A 14,250-nucleotide genomic window follows, 5' to 3' on the forward strand; every position below is an offset into this window, starting at 1 on the left:
TTTAAAGCGGTATACGTAAATAGGTCTTATAAAAATCTCCCTCATTGCCATAATTGAAAATAAACCTGTCGCCATAAGTGTTTTTTAATCTGAAAATGATATTGGGAATACCTAAGCCGGACGTACTTTTCGCGAATGTATTTGCATTCGGCAAATTGCCAGTCCAGAACTCAAGTTGGTTATCGCTGCACGTTATGATTATGGTTGCAGGTTTGGAAGCCTGGTGAAGATTACCATGTTTGAAAATATTCTCTATCAATGTAAGCAGGATGATGGGCAATACCTTTACCTTTTCATCATCTATTGTAAACTTAAACTGTATATGCAGTTTGTTGCCAAATCGCAATTGGTTAAGCCTAATGATATTCTCTATTTGCTTAAGCTCATCCGTTAACAGAATTAGGCCGTCCATACTTTTTTCAATCGCAAAACTCATAATTTCCGATAGTCTTATAATCGCTTCATCAGACTGTTGTGGATCATGTTTAGAAGCATACTTTATAAAGTTTAGCGTGTTGAACAGTAGATGCGGGTTGATCTGTGAGCGTACAAAATCCATCTCCATGCTTACTAAACTTAGCTTTAACTTCTGCACTTCCAGTTCATTTTGCATCTCCTGTTTTCTCTTGTAGAAATACGAAACCAAGAAATAATAACCCGTAGAGAAAAGGATAAACAGGGCTCCACGCCAAACAGTGCCCGTAATAAACCGCTTGTTGATCACTAATGGAGAACGGCGGGCATGAAGAACTTCAAGCAACTGGCTGATCACAATGGTCGCTAAAATATAAAGACCCATTTGCAGTAAAAACAAAAACGGCAGTTTCCATAATGTATATGGTGTCTTCCTGAAGGAATTGGGCATGATATATAGTGCATGACTGTAGAACAGGGAGATGTTGAGTATGTAAAAGAAAAAATAGTAGTAAAAGTGGCTAAAATTTCCACTAAGTATACCGCTAACCAATACCTCATAACAAATATAGACAAGCCAGCACAAAGCATGGATATTGATCTCCCTCATGTTGTTTTTTATGGCTTTCATATAATATTCCGATCACTTACTATAATAAAAATGTAGAAGAAAACCGCCTAAAATATCCTTGGCATTCACAAGATAAAAATGACTATGAATGCTAAAGACAAAAAATTAAAGATCAAAAAGAAATCTCTTTTTATCTTTTCAGGTGTTGCAAATTCGCCTCTCCGTAATAGCACAGATCCGACAACGGTCACGGCTACAACAGTAACAGTCACAGACAACATGACCAATTCAGTACCTAAAGTGCGCTAAGGTCTTAAAGTGCGTTTCCGAAGAAATTCGTGAAACGCATTTCTATATTTATCTCCAATGGTAAATGTATTATCGTTCATTAACCTGACCATGTTTCCTTCAACCCTTTCTATGTAATTCAAATTAACAATGACAGATTTCGATATGCGAAAAAAATGGTCTTGTTTTTTTATAAGTTCTGCTAGTAATTTCAATCCGATGTAGGTCACCTCATCACCTTTTGAAGTATGGATATTTACATAGTTTAATAGTGCTTTAACATAAATAACTTTATCCCATTCAAGTTTAATAAACGTATTCTTGTTGCCTCCCTTAATGAAAACCATGCCTTCTGTTTGGCTATTTACTCTTTTTTTAAGATGTTCTCTCAATTTCATCACCTGGTTCACCATCGTATGTTGACTGATGGGCTTAAGCAGATAACCGGCTGCATTTTCATCAAATGCATCAAGTGCAAAATTTCTATGGGCAGTCACATAGATCAGGTAATCGCAGTATTGGTGTAGTATTTTGGCCGCAGAGATGCCATTTAGCGTAGGCATTTCTATATCACTGAAAATCACATCAACTGTCTTATGGCTACTTAGATATGACACTGCATCCTTTACATTTTCAAAACTATTGAGTAGATAAATTCCAGGTACCATACCGATTAGATCAGTCAACTCGGAAACCGCATGAGGTTCGTCATCTATTACTATACAAGAAATTTCCATTGTGAGGCAGTTGGTTCCTTGCTAATTTAAAAATAAAATCAGTCAGTTATATGTAGCTTGTTGATTTTATTAATATAATAAATCTTCTACTTTAAGCTTGAATGTTTATGTAAATAAATAATGACCTACTATTTATCTCCCAAATGAAAAAACCGATAAAACACACTGATAGAATGTAGAAACAGGTATTTGAGACCTTAATCAATGGAAAATGAGGACAGAATTTTATCAAAAATGAAGACGTAGACAACAAATAGGTTACCTGCTAGTCCCAGTAATATAGATGCTCACAAAAGAATGAGCGCTTGCAGGGTATACACCCACTATGATATCGCTTTTACCCGTTTAGTTCCGTAAGGCCGAAACTAACACACAGCATCATTTGGTCACTTCGCCGATAAGAAGTAGTTTCAATAACCTTACTAAAACTAAACTGTATTATTATGAATGGGCAGTCCTTGACCTTACTTGTCGCTTTTGGTGGTATTGTACTTGGCTGGATATTAACGCAAGGTGCAAATTGGTACAAAGGGCGTAAAGAAGACAACCGTGTCCGTAATGAAACAATTTTTCAATTACTTGAAATTAGTTATGTTCTACGAAAGGCAATTGACATCAATTCTAAAGACCTTATGGAACTTTTTGTTGAGTTTTCAAAAAACAATCCTGAACTTAATATGGGAGACCCACCACCTGAAATGGAAAGCATTCTCAATAATTCTGTGATACCTATGCTTAAGGAGCATTTTTATAATGAACTTAAGGATATCAATGATGATTATGAACAGGCGGTTAAATCCCTTGCACCAGTTGATCCAATTATTGCCTATTCTCTTAGGGGAAAAGCATCAATAGTGGGACAGTTTGACCAATTAGTAAAGAATTTCTCTGCTGAACTTTTTGAAAAACACCTACCTGCGGAACAACATAATTCCGCAGATGCAATCTTGAAAACGATTGTAGAAAGCAGCACTTATGTTACTGCTATTACAGAAATTGAAAGTCTGACTATTGATTTAGCTGAAAAAGTTGGATTTATTACCAAGTGGAAAGTAAAAAAAATCCTAACGAATGATAAACAAAAGAAAGAGGAAAGAAAAGCGGAAATCTTAAAGATTGTTGACTTGATGACAATATCACTAAAGCAGGGAATAGTCCTCACAAATCAACTTGTTATACTTAACCGTATATAGAATTTTGCTAATATTTTTTAGTAATCAAATGATTTTTTTTATCTTTAATTTAGAAATAAGTTCTTTTCAAAGTACATCAAACAACGTCATTTAAATCGGTTACCTATTCGGTTACCTGTTGTTTGAGATAATATGAAGTTCAAGCCTGTAAAGGCTTCTAGGCAATATAACATGATCCCAGCGGGATCACAAACAGCCTTCAAGCTTAAAGCTTGGAGGCTGTTTTGCATTGGTAAGGTGCCAAAGTTTACTTTAGACAGCGACACCCATGCAAAACAGTTTCTGGTATTAACCAGAAAGGCTGATTGTACTCGGTCATTGTGGAGGGATCATTCAAAATAATCCCAGCGGGATCACAGATCAAGATAAAATCGCATCAAAGGATGCGCTTTTATCGTTTATAATCAACTACTCATCAAATTTCCAATAAAAACAGTTCGTTCCATGGTCAAGCGGAATTTGTACTCTATTTCGTGACCCATTTAAGGATTTTATCTTAGAGGTCACGAATTCTGAAAACCATAGGTCGGACCCCATTTGCCAAATCATATGAAATTTGAAGAACAGCCTTTTAGAAGAACAGCTGGCCCCAAAGGTCAACCGTTTTCTTATCTTTGTGCAAAGCTTCTTAATATGTTTAGGCACACGGGTAAAGGGCGTACCTTTTTGCATAATCTCAAACTGGCCTCCATGCTATCTGGCGTTGCCGGGCTGGTAAATATTACTGGGGTGCTTTCGCTCGGGGTACTTACCACGAATGTAACCGGGCACTTTGCCTTTTTTGCCGAGCAGCTGTTCTTAAGGGGCTATGCCCATGCTCTTACCTTTCTGTTCTACATTTTGTGTTTTCTGCTGGGTGCTTTTGTTTCCAGTTTTATGATAGAGGTGGTTTCCAAGCGTAAACGCATGTCTACCTATGTGGTTCCTGTGCTTATTGAAATTGTACTGCTGTTGGCGGTTGCCGCCTCGGGGTCGTGGTCGGCAGGGTTTCCCATATTGTTGGCCTGTCTGCTGTTGTTTGCCATGGGTTTGCAGAATGCGCTGGTTACACGGGTGTCGCAATCGGTGGTACGTACCACGCACCTTACCGGGCTGTTCACCGACCTTGGCATTGAGCTTTCACAGCTTTTCTTTTACAGAGAACCTGGCGAAAGGACAAAGCTGCGCCGGGCAATTTTACTTAAACTCATGATTATTGGCTGTTTCTTTTTGGGGGGCACTGTTGGGGGCTTTGTACATATCTACTTTGGGCTTAAGACCTTGTTGCTGGCAGTGGCCGTATTACTGGTTGCACTATGGTACGACAGGCTTTTGTTCCGCTACCATTACATTAAGCGCAAATTTGAAAGAAAGCATTTACAGGGATAAGGCGATTTGCTAAACGCTTGTTCTTACGCAGGGATGAACACGAACCTCTAATTTTTTTATTTTTGTACCATGTCGGAGAAATAGCCCATAAGTGTAAGAGAATTGGAACATCTTGCTCTTTCATTTCTCTTATTATTTCGCTTTTCATTTGTCTGTTTTAAATTCTCATTATTTTATTTCTCTTTATTGCAGGTTGAGTGTCTTGCTTGTATGACAGGTTGATTTTTCTTCCAATTCTTTTATCAGTACTGACTTTACCAATGTAAACGTATGGTCTTTGGCTTCGGCAAATGAGATATTGTATTTACGTTGTATGCTCTGTAATTCCGTTGGAAATCGGGATAATAGTTTGCTGTAATACTCGTCTAAAATTTCGGCTGTGGGCATTTCAAAATTTATCTGCAACTGAAACCGCCTTAATAAAGCTGTATCAATAATTTCGGGGTGGTTGGTCGCACATAGCAATAATGCTTTTTCGGAATAGTAATCTATTAATTGTATTAAGGTGTTTACCAATCTTCGCATTTCGCCTATGTCTTTATCATTGTTGTCCCTTGCTTTTCCGATTTGGTCAAATTCATCTAAAAACAAAACGGTTTTTTCCCTGCCTGCTTTGTCAAATACCTGTTTGATGTTCTGCGATGTTTCGCCAAGGCGTGAACAGACTACATTGCTCAAATTTAGTATGAGAATGTTTTTACCCAATGCGTTTGCGATGGCTTTGGCAGACATTGTTTTGCCACAACCTGAACTGCCTTGAAGCAATATCTTGTTGTTTACGGGCAGTCCGTATTGGCTTAATTCTTCAATATATTTATGCTCTTTGATAAGCTGTTCAAACTTTTGCCTGTTAGCTTTATCAAGGAATATATCATTTAATGATACCTGTTCTTTGTCGTTTATGATTAGGTCGAAGATATTCATACTATCGTTTGCACTATTTCAATAACATTAATTCAAAAAAAAGGCGAACCAATTAAGTCCGCCCTGTCCGTTATTTCCACCAATAGTAATAATTGTGATTGCCGTCATATTCAAATCCGCAACGTGGATATAATTTGTTGCCTATGTCGTTCGTTTTTTCGGTTTCAAGCATTAATCCGCAAGCTTCTGTTTCATCGCACCATTGTTTTGCTCTGTCTATCAATGCTACCGAAAGGCCTTTTCCTCTGTAATCGGGGTGAACAAACAAATCGCTCAACAACCATTGTTTTGCCAATTTGATATAATGATACAATTTGTACAACTGAACAAACCCGACTGCTTTGTCGCCTGCGTACACCACAAAAATATGCGATTGGTCATTGTTCAATCGTTCCTCTATGAACTTTTTGCACTTTTCGTAATCGTCCGCTTGGCGGTAAAAACACCGATAAAGATTAAATAACTCTGCTGTTGTGTCTAAATCTTTTAGCCCTACTTTTTTAATGTTGTACTCCATTTCGATAAATTATTTTGATTAATGGCACAAAAGTATCAGGTTGTAGGATTAGCTTGGTGGTACAGTTTAGGGATAAGTAGCTAGTCCAGGAAAACTCTTATTGTTTTTCGGCTTACACCATTTTTCTGCACTTACACATTACAGGATAATCTGCGTGATAAAAAATGCTTTTGCCATTTTACTTTGTTTTAGAATTATGTTTAATGTCGATAGACTTCGTTTTCAATAGCCGAAAGTATGCTGTCCAGTTCCGCTATTTCAGTTTCGCTAAGCGGTTTTAAAGGACTTTTAAAACCACCTCCGCCAACTCCCAACAAATCTAAACCTGCCTTTATGGAACGTGGTAAACCTTTTTCCACAATGAATTTCAACAAATCGATCTGTTTGTAGAATATTCTTTGGGCTTTCTCCAAATCGTTTTCCTGTATGGCGTCATAAAGGGCAATGTTGAGTTCGGGTATCAGATTGGGCGAAGCGGTACACCAACCCCTTGCACCTGCTGAAAAAGCTGACAATGCCAACGGATTAGAGCCATTGAAAAAAGCTACTTCTTCGCCCAACGCTTTTCTCAAATAGTGCATACGCTGAATATCGCCTGTGCTTTCCTTTATCATCGTCACGTTCGGAATTTCCAACAAGCGCTTCAATAATGCAGGAGACATATCTAACCCACCTGTTGCGGGATTGTTGTATGCCATTATGGGAATGGAAATTTTGGAAGCAACAGCATCATAATGTTTCACAATTTCATCATCGGTCAATTTCCAATAACTCATCGGGATAATCATTAAAGCCGTTGCTCCTGCTTTTTCGGCAAATTGTGCGTGGTAAATGGTTTTCTCCGTAGTAAGGTTGGAAACACCGACCAATGTAGGCACTCTGCCTGCTACCTGTTGCATAGTCGCTTCGGTTATGGCTTCTTTTTCGGCATCATTGAGGTAAGGCATTACACCTGTGCTTCCCAATGGGGCGATACCGTGAGAACCTGCCGTAACCAAACGCTCTACTTGCTTTTTAAATAAGAGAATATCAATATCCTCTTTGTTGTCAAATGGTGTAACCGGATATGCGATTACGCCTTTAAATGGTACTTTGTTCATTTATTGTCCTGTTTTCAAAAGTTAAAAATCTCTGCCCTCTTCTTCACGTAAGGCGACACCCAAGTTTTGCAGTTGTGGGGCATTTTCGCAAGCGATGTATTTTACTGGTTCGCTCTCGCTACGGTTTTGGTGCTGGTGCCAAGCCCAAGAAGGAATATAAAGGGCATCGCCTGCTTCCCATTCTACAATCTCGTCTTCTACTCGTGTCCAACCTTTGCCCTCAATGACATACAAAACGGTTTCGTAGGTGTGGCGGTGCAGATGTGTTTTTTGTTTGGGCAACAAACCGCCTATCGTCATACTTACATTTTTGCTCGGTAAGTCCACAAAGAAAACAGGGTGCTTTCTTTCTGCCGAGAACTGGTTGTGTACGCCTGCATTTTCAACGTTTTTATGAAGTAAGTGGGACGGCTTCGCATACGTTGGTCTTGCGAATGTTTGATGAAAGTCTTTTGAGCTGAATTGCTTTTGCGCTACATGGATTGATTTTTTTACTTCTGTTGCTGTTTCTAATTTTGACATAACTGAATTTTTTTATTGTTTTTTGCACTATTGCGATATAAAAGTATTTTATCTTTGGACTGTCGTAATGATACAGTTTTCATAAAAGTAGATAGTCCAGATGCTAAGAGGTTGGAAATTTGAAATACAGTTAGATGAAAAATTAGGTAAAGCTGTTTACCTACAGATAGCCGATGCCATTATAAAAGATATTCATTCGGGCAGGTTAAAGCCCGGCGATGCTTTGCCTGGCAGTAGAAACCTTTCACAGCTCTTAAAGGTCAACCGGAATACGGTGGTAGAAGCTCTAAATGTATTGCTTATTGAGGGTTGGCTGGTTTCCAAAGAAAGGCAGGGTACTTTTGTAGCCGATACATTGCCCGGTTTTAAAAGTGTACAAAAGACCGAGTGGGTAACTTCTGCTATAAAAAATACAGCAAGTAAACATTGTCATATACAATTTGATGACGGACACCCCGATAGCAAAATTGCGCCCACTACAGAATTGGCAAGGGCATACCGTCAAATCTTCAACCAAAAAGCGAGGTGGCAAATGATGGGCTATGGCAATGAATTGGGCGATTTGGAATTTAGAAAGTCTATTGTTCAGATGCTCAATCATCAGAGAGGTATGCAGATAAACGAACTAAATATTTGCATTACTCGTGGCAGCCAAATGGCAATGTATATGATAGCACAATGCTTATTTGTAAAAGGAGATTATGTAATAATTGAAAATCCTGGATATAAACCTGCTTGGTCTGCGTTTGAAAATGCGGGTGCAAAGCTGTTGCCTGTAAGCATAGATAAAGACGGTTTGCAGATCGATGATGTTATTTCTTATCTGAAATCGGGGAAAAAGATAAAGGCAATTTACGTTACACCGCACCGCCAATATCCGACTACTACAACATTGAGTTTGAAAAGAAGATTGGAATTGATACGGCTTTCTAACAAATACGGTTTTACGATTATTGAAGATGATTATGACAATGAGTTTCATTTCGGTTATCGTCCTGTATTGCCTTTGTCAAGTTTTACTGAACTGAAAAACTACGTTTATATTGGTACAATGAGTAAGGTTGTTGCCCCTGCTCTACGTATCGGCTATTTGGCAAGTAATAACAGCTCTTTGATTGAAATAGTGGGCAGTTTACGAAAGATTATTGATGTGCAGGGCGACAGCATAATGGAACAAGCAGTTTTGCAACTTATCAAAGACGGCACAATAAAACGGCATATCAAAAAGGCAACTAATTACTATAAAACCAAAAGGGATTTTATGGCTACTGTGCTGAATAAATATATTGCGAACAAAGCAACTTACGCTATTCCTGAAGGTGGTTTGGCTTTTTGGATTGTTCCAAATAAGCAAGTGGACTGCTTGCAGATTTCCAAGAGGCTAGAAAGCAAGGGCATCAAAATCATTACGCCCGACACTTATAGCTTCGATGAAACCATAAACGGTATAAGATTGGGCTATGGGTCGCTTTCTGAAAAAGAATTGGAAGAGGGTATTATTGCTTTGGGTAAAATGTTGTGATATTCAGCTTGATTAAGCTAAAAACTAATTGATGTACATATCTACTACATTAAACGCAAATTTGAAAGAAGGCATTTGTAGGGATAGGTGACAAACAAGTATAAAAGGATGTGGCACCGCAGGTCGTTACAATGTCTTTCGGAATATCTCCATGTTCACTGATATAATTAAAAAGTCTTCCACTATCACTAGATCATCATAGGCGGAGGGGCGGTGAAAACAAATAGCTGATCAGCTAAACTTAAAAATATAAAACTTATTTTAAACGTGGTTGTTATTGCGTTGTAAATCAGGTAATAGCCTGATGCTGGGTTAGGTGTATTTATTAAATTAAAAAATAAATTTTATGAAAAAACAAGTGCCTGACTTTCTTCAGAGATCATTTCTAAAGAAATTAATTATTGAAAGTCCAAATGATGATTTGGCCAAAAAAGCGATCCATTTTGATCTTCTGATTTTGAAGAGAATTATGTTATTATTCGTAATTTTATTATTTATTGCACCAGCTATTAACGCCCAAGATACTGGTTATTATACGAGAGACAAGACTTCCATTACCATCAGAACACGACAGGCACCACCACCATTACCTGATTATGTCCAGCCCGTTTGCCCGGGAGATGGATATCTCTGGACTCCCGGCTATTGGTCGTGGGCCACGGATGACTATTATTGGGTACCAGGTGTTTGGGTGATGCCCCCTGCCATTAATTTATTATGGACTCCAGGATACTGGGCCTTTATTGATGGGTTTTATGGTTGGTATCCTGGTTATTGGGGTTCGCAAGTAGGCTATTATGGGGGAATTAATTACGGATTTGGCTATTTCGGTACCGGATTTTATGGTGGCAGATGGGATAGAGGACACTTTATGTATAATACCGCAGTGTGCCGTGTAGGTAAAAATATTCGTAATACTTATGTAGCCAAAGTAAACATAAATGTAGGTAATAGAAATAAAGTGAGTTTTAATGGGGCTGGAGGAGTGAATTACCGTCCTAATAAAGATGAACTGAGAGGCATACAAAATCATAACCCCGCCAGTAAAGACCAACGGGTTCATGAACAAAATATGCGTAATGAGAAAGGTCAGTTTCACAATGCAAATCCTAGACCTGCAATACACAGTATGAGTGCACCTGGAGGCCAAAGATTTGACGAACGTGGCCGTGAAATGCAAATGGGGGGAAGGCAAGGTGGAGGAGATCGCCGAGGTAGGGGTTAGCATATTTAAAAACCAGTGAACAACAATGTTCACTGGTTTTTAAATATCGTTCGGTAAGAAGGGCATAAGTATCTTAAGAAATGGAAGATTTAGAGGTAAAACCAAAAGGTAGAACCTTTGTCTGGCTCGCTTTCTAAATGTATTTTTGAGCCATGCAGGGTTAATATCTGACTGACAAGAAAAAGACCGATACCAAAACCTGCTACATGGCCTGCCCTTGGACATTTACTTCTATAGAATTTTTCAAATAATTGCTCTTGGTCTATTGGGTTTATGCCAAAGCCTTCATCGGCAATGCTAACCTTGGTCTTGCCATTTACATGCTCTGTGCTGATCTCGATTTGGCTTTCTGGCGCAGAATATTTAATGGCGTTGCTTATCAGATTTTGAATGACGTGACTGATCTTTTCCTTATCTCCATTCACAAAGCCTCCACTGGCTTGTTCAAACTTTAGGTAGTGCGTAGCGGCCAATAGTTCGAAATCTTCAATAATCTCTCTTATCAACTCATCTAGGTCAAAATCATTTCTTACCAGCTCTAATTTACCAACCTCCAACCGGGCGAGATTAAGGAAATTATGGATCATGGCTACCATCTTATTGCTAAGGGTCTCTGCACGACTTAAGGCATGGTTTATGAAGACATTCTTGGGCAGTACTTTTGGTACTTTTTTCAATAACAGTTGCAGATAAGAATTGATGGCCGTTAAAGGAGTCTTCAGTTCATGGCTCACCATAGACATGAACTCGTTCTTCATTTGTTCTTGTTGTTTTCGCTCTGTAATGTCCCTAGCTATTTTAGAAAGCCCAATGATGTTCCCTTTTTTGTCGCGTAATGCGGAAATAGTAAGCGAAATATCGACCATAGCTCCATCTTTACGCTGCCTTACGGTTTCAAAATGGTCAACATGGTTGCCGTTCTTGAGCTTGTCCAATATCATGGCTTCTTCATGTTTTCGCTCTTGCGGAATAATGGTCAATATAGACCGACCTATCATTTCATTAGCCTTGTATCCAAATACACGTTCTGCGCCCTTATTCCAACTGGTTACGATACTGTTCAGGTCTTTGCTCACAATGGCATCGTCCGAAAATTCTACAATGGAAGACAACAATGCATTTTTAAGTTCTGCATTGGCATCTATGATCTTTAAACCCTCCATTTTTAAGGATGCACTTGCATCAGTTTGTTCTTGATTGAAAGCCATTAATTCTTAATTGCTGCAAATAAGATAGCAGCGACTTAATTTACAAATTAATTTAAAAAATAGGTAAAAGAATTTAAACTAGAAACAACATGGGCAACAGACCTACGGTCAGGTAAATTTTACGCTTTATCTTACAGATTCGGCGAGTAGTGGCTTATTGCTGAATAGCGCGCTCCGTAATCGGCCAAGGGTTAATTGTGTTGGATATTGTTTTAAAAAAAAAAATTGGTCATACAATATTTAGTGCTGTTTAGCGTCTTTCCTTATAAGAGCGTTAATTTAGATGAAGAGCGGGAATTGATCGGAGATCATTCCCGCTTTCTTATTTAATACTCTGAAATCAAATAATTTTATTGGGTTAAATTATCCCTCTACATTTTCAAAAGTTCCTTTTGCATCTTCAATGGCCCATGCAGCCATGTCTCCAATAATCGTCTTTAAGCTATGGCCCGAAGCACTTAGCCTGTAGGTAACAAATGGTGGAACCACTGGTTTTGCCTCCCTGATGATCAATTTATCTGCTTCCAACTGTTTGAGGTGTTGGATCAGCATTTTTTCGCTAATGGCTGGAATAGCCCGTCTCAGCTCACTATATCTTTTGTCGCTAATTGAAAGCTGATAAAGTATAATGGGTTTCCAATATCCACCTATTTTTTCCATTACATAGGTTACAGGACATTGTGCCAAGGCAAACCGCTTATTTTCCTGTATGGTAGAATATTCTTTAATACGGGTCATTATACATACTTTAGGGTAAGTACTTGTGAAAAAGTAAGTACAAATATACTTTTGTTAAGCTAAATAAAAGTATAAAAAAATGAAAATTACCATTACAGGTTCTTTAGGGAACATAGGAAAACCGCTGACCCAAAAATTGGTGGCAGCAGGACATGTAGTTACCGTGGTCAGTAGCCAAGCCGATAGGAAAGAAGAGATAGCGAAACTAGGTGCCCACGCCGCAATTGGTTCGGTAAGTGATGCCAATTTCTTAGCTGAAATTTTTAAGGGATCCGATGCTGTTTTTGCGATGACACCGCCCAATATGGGGGGAAGTAACATTATAGCCAATACCATTAATGCTGGAAAAGCTTTTGCCAAAGCCATTGGGGCAGCAGGGGTAAAACGGATAGTAATGCTGAGTAGTATAGGTGCCGATTTACCAAATGGCAATGGCCCTATAGCGGGTCTACATGAAATTGAACAGCTTTATGACCATCTCGATGTTATTTCTGTTACTTTTCTCAGGGCTGGATTTTTTTATACGAATTTTTACAACGACATTCCCCTTATCAAAGGCATGGGCATTACTGGAGCCAATTATCCAGCAACCATTCAGGTTCCGTTAGTACACCCAGAGGATATTGCCACCGCCGCCGCAGAGGAGTTACAAAAAACTGCTGAGGGTAAAAATATACGTTATATGGTGAGCAACGTACGTACCCCTCATGATGTGGCCAAGACCCTTGGAGCTGCTATTGGCTTGCCAGAATTGCCATGGGTAGAGTTTACCGATGAACAGGCCTTACAAGGAATGGTACAGGCCGGATTGCCGAAAGAAATGGCTGGCCTTTATACAGAAATGGGGGTTGGCCTGCGAACAGGTAAAATACAGGCAGATTTTAAGGAAAGAGGGAGCGTGGCAGATGGAAAGATCAAATTGGAGGATTTTGCTAAGGAATTCGCCGCAAAATGCTAATGATTTAAATAAAGGAGAGGATGCAAAGGCATTTTAGTTCATGCAGCTATTGGGACACTGAATGACAGTAGCTAATGATTTTGGATCCTCTCTTTTCAGCTTATATTAAATGGCCTTGGTAAATTATTATTGGTTCGGTAACTAATGTTTTAATGTTCGCCCCAAAGGCTATAATATAGGTCTGTGAATGGTGTAGGGTCAGACTTTGCTCATCTTTCCATATTTCGTAAAAGAAGAAAATACTTGGGTCTTTGATGTCCTGATGAAGGTCATATTGGATACAGGCTACTTCCTGCCTAGAAAGAGGTACCAAATTGGATAGCATTGTTTTTACTTCGTCTAGCTTTTCTGGTTTGCTTTTGATGATGGCATTTAAGTAAATCATGATTGTACTTTTTCGTTGGTTGGTAAAGGGAATAAGTTTTGTAGATGTTGTTGGTAGTGGCCAAGGTCCCTCTCGATGTTCGAATTTTTCTCTACATCATGAAAATGTAGGCTAGGCAGTGGGGTCATTCCAATGAAAGCATTCATTCTGTGAAATCCAAAAAGAGGGCCATCATCTACGCTGGTTTCCATAAAGAACTCGTTTGGCAGGGTAAATGCTTCCTTGGGCGCATTCCAAGAGGTGGTAAGCATATATTGTTTCCCTTTAAGCATGCCACCGGTACCGTAATTAAGGCTTGGGCTTTTAGACGAACGGCCATCGCTATGGTAAATGCCGGTTTGGTGTCCTGCAGTAAAAACCTCATCTATAAATTGTTTAAAACGGTAGGGCAATTGAAACCACCAAATTGGGGTATGGTAAATCACGATATCGGCCCAAACATATTTTTCAACCTCTTCCTGAGCGTCATAATCATCGTTAATGTTGGTCATTTTTACTTCATAACCTTCCAATGATTTGAAATAATTGGTGGTGAAAGTGGTAAGGGTCTCATTAAACTGCCCTCCTGAATGGGCAAATT

At 38.9% G+C, this 14,250-nt stretch carries 15 protein-coding genes; 5 read left to right on the forward strand and 10 right to left on the reverse strand.

Annotated elements, in window-relative coordinates:
• Position 1 precedes the first annotated feature (1 nt).
• Positions 2–1,045: a sensor histidine kinase gene (locus JHD79_RS14025; protein ID WP_199119932.1), complete on the reverse strand. Its 1,044-nt coding sequence runs from the start codon at positions 1,043–1,045 to the stop codon at positions 2–4.
• A 245-nt stretch (positions 1,046–1,290) separates the two neighbouring features.
• A complete protein-coding gene (locus JHD79_RS14030) occupies positions 1,291–2,010 on the reverse strand; it encodes a LytTR family DNA-binding domain-containing protein (protein WP_199119933.1) in 720 nt (239 codons plus the stop codon).
• Positions 2,011–2,453: 443 nt separating this feature from the next.
• Between JHD79_RS14030 and JHD79_RS14035 the strand changes: the two genes are divergently transcribed.
• Both JHD79_RS14035 and JHD79_RS14040 read left to right on the forward strand, forming a co-directional pair.
• A complete protein-coding gene (locus JHD79_RS14035; protein WP_199119934.1) occupies positions 2,454–3,203 on the forward strand; it encodes a hypothetical protein in 750 nt (249 codons plus the stop codon).
• 549 nt (positions 3,204–3,752) lie between these two features.
• On the forward strand, positions 3,753–4,571 hold the full coding sequence (locus JHD79_RS14040) for a YoaK family protein (RefSeq protein ID WP_233164708.1): 819 nt from the start codon (positions 3,753–3,755) through the stop codon (positions 4,569–4,571).
• A gap of 183 nt (positions 4,572–4,754) precedes the next feature.
• On the opposite strand, the gene JHD79_RS14045 is transcribed toward JHD79_RS14040, so the two are convergent.
• From JHD79_RS14045 to JHD79_RS14060, 4 genes are all read right to left on the reverse strand, one after another.
• Positions 4,755–5,495, reverse strand: coding sequence for an AAA family ATPase (locus JHD79_RS14045; RefSeq protein WP_199119935.1), 741 nt, complete (start codon positions 5,493–5,495; stop codon positions 4,755–4,757).
• A 70-nt stretch (positions 5,496–5,565) separates the two neighbouring features.
• Complete coding sequence (locus tag JHD79_RS14050; protein WP_199119936.1) at positions 5,566–6,012, reverse strand: GNAT family N-acetyltransferase; 447 nt, start codon at positions 6,010–6,012, stop codon at positions 5,566–5,568.
• A 200-nt stretch (positions 6,013–6,212) separates the two neighbouring features.
• A complete protein-coding gene (locus JHD79_RS14055; protein ID WP_199119937.1) occupies positions 6,213–7,112 on the reverse strand; it encodes a dihydrodipicolinate synthase family protein in 900 nt (299 codons plus the stop codon).
• Between the two features lie 21 nt (positions 7,113–7,133).
• A complete protein-coding gene (locus JHD79_RS14060) occupies positions 7,134–7,634 on the reverse strand; it encodes a cupin domain-containing protein (RefSeq protein WP_199119938.1) in 501 nt (166 codons plus the stop codon).
• Between the two features lie 100 nt (positions 7,635–7,734).
• Between JHD79_RS14060 and JHD79_RS14065 the strand changes: the two genes are divergently transcribed.
• Positions 7,735–9,156 (forward strand): PLP-dependent aminotransferase family protein, encoded by a 1,422-nt coding sequence (locus JHD79_RS14065; RefSeq protein WP_199119939.1) that lies wholly within the window; start codon positions 7,735–7,737, stop codon positions 9,154–9,156.
• A gap of 346 nt (positions 9,157–9,502) precedes the next feature.
• A complete protein-coding gene (locus JHD79_RS14070) occupies positions 9,503–10,381 on the forward strand; it encodes a YXWGXW repeat-containing protein (RefSeq protein WP_199119940.1) in 879 nt (292 codons plus the stop codon).
• Positions 10,382–10,470: 89 nt separating this feature from the next.
• Here the strand turns inward: JHD79_RS14070 and JHD79_RS14075 are convergent, their stop codons facing one another.
• Entirely contained in the window at positions 10,471–11,589 is a 1,119-nt protein-coding gene (locus tag JHD79_RS14075; RefSeq protein ID WP_199119941.1) for a PAS domain S-box protein, read from the reverse strand.
• A 363-nt stretch (positions 11,590–11,952) separates the two neighbouring features.
• Entirely contained in the window at positions 11,953–12,327 is a 375-nt protein-coding gene (locus JHD79_RS14080) for a helix-turn-helix domain-containing protein (protein WP_199119942.1), read from the reverse strand.
• 79 nt (positions 12,328–12,406) lie between these two features.
• Between JHD79_RS14080 and JHD79_RS14085 the strand changes: the two genes are divergently transcribed.
• A complete protein-coding gene (locus tag JHD79_RS14085; protein WP_199119943.1) occupies positions 12,407–13,285 on the forward strand; it encodes an NmrA family NAD(P)-binding protein in 879 nt (292 codons plus the stop codon).
• Positions 13,286–13,385: 100 nt separating this feature from the next.
• Here the strand turns inward: JHD79_RS14085 and JHD79_RS14090 are convergent, their stop codons facing one another.
• Complete coding sequence (locus JHD79_RS14090) at positions 13,386–13,670, reverse strand: putative quinol monooxygenase (protein ID WP_233164709.1); 285 nt, start codon at positions 13,668–13,670, stop codon at positions 13,386–13,388.
• Positions 13,667–14,250: NAD(P)H-dependent oxidoreductase (locus tag JHD79_RS14095; protein ID WP_199119944.1), on the reverse strand; the 584-nt coding region annotated here is incomplete at its 5' end. The genes JHD79_RS14090 and JHD79_RS14095, both read right to left, overlap by 4 nt.

Origin of the sequence: Pedobacter sp. ASV28 (assembly GCF_016428855.1) — a bacterium.
Classification (GTDB): Bacteria; Bacteroidota; Bacteroidia; order Sphingobacteriales; family Sphingobacteriaceae; genus Pedobacter.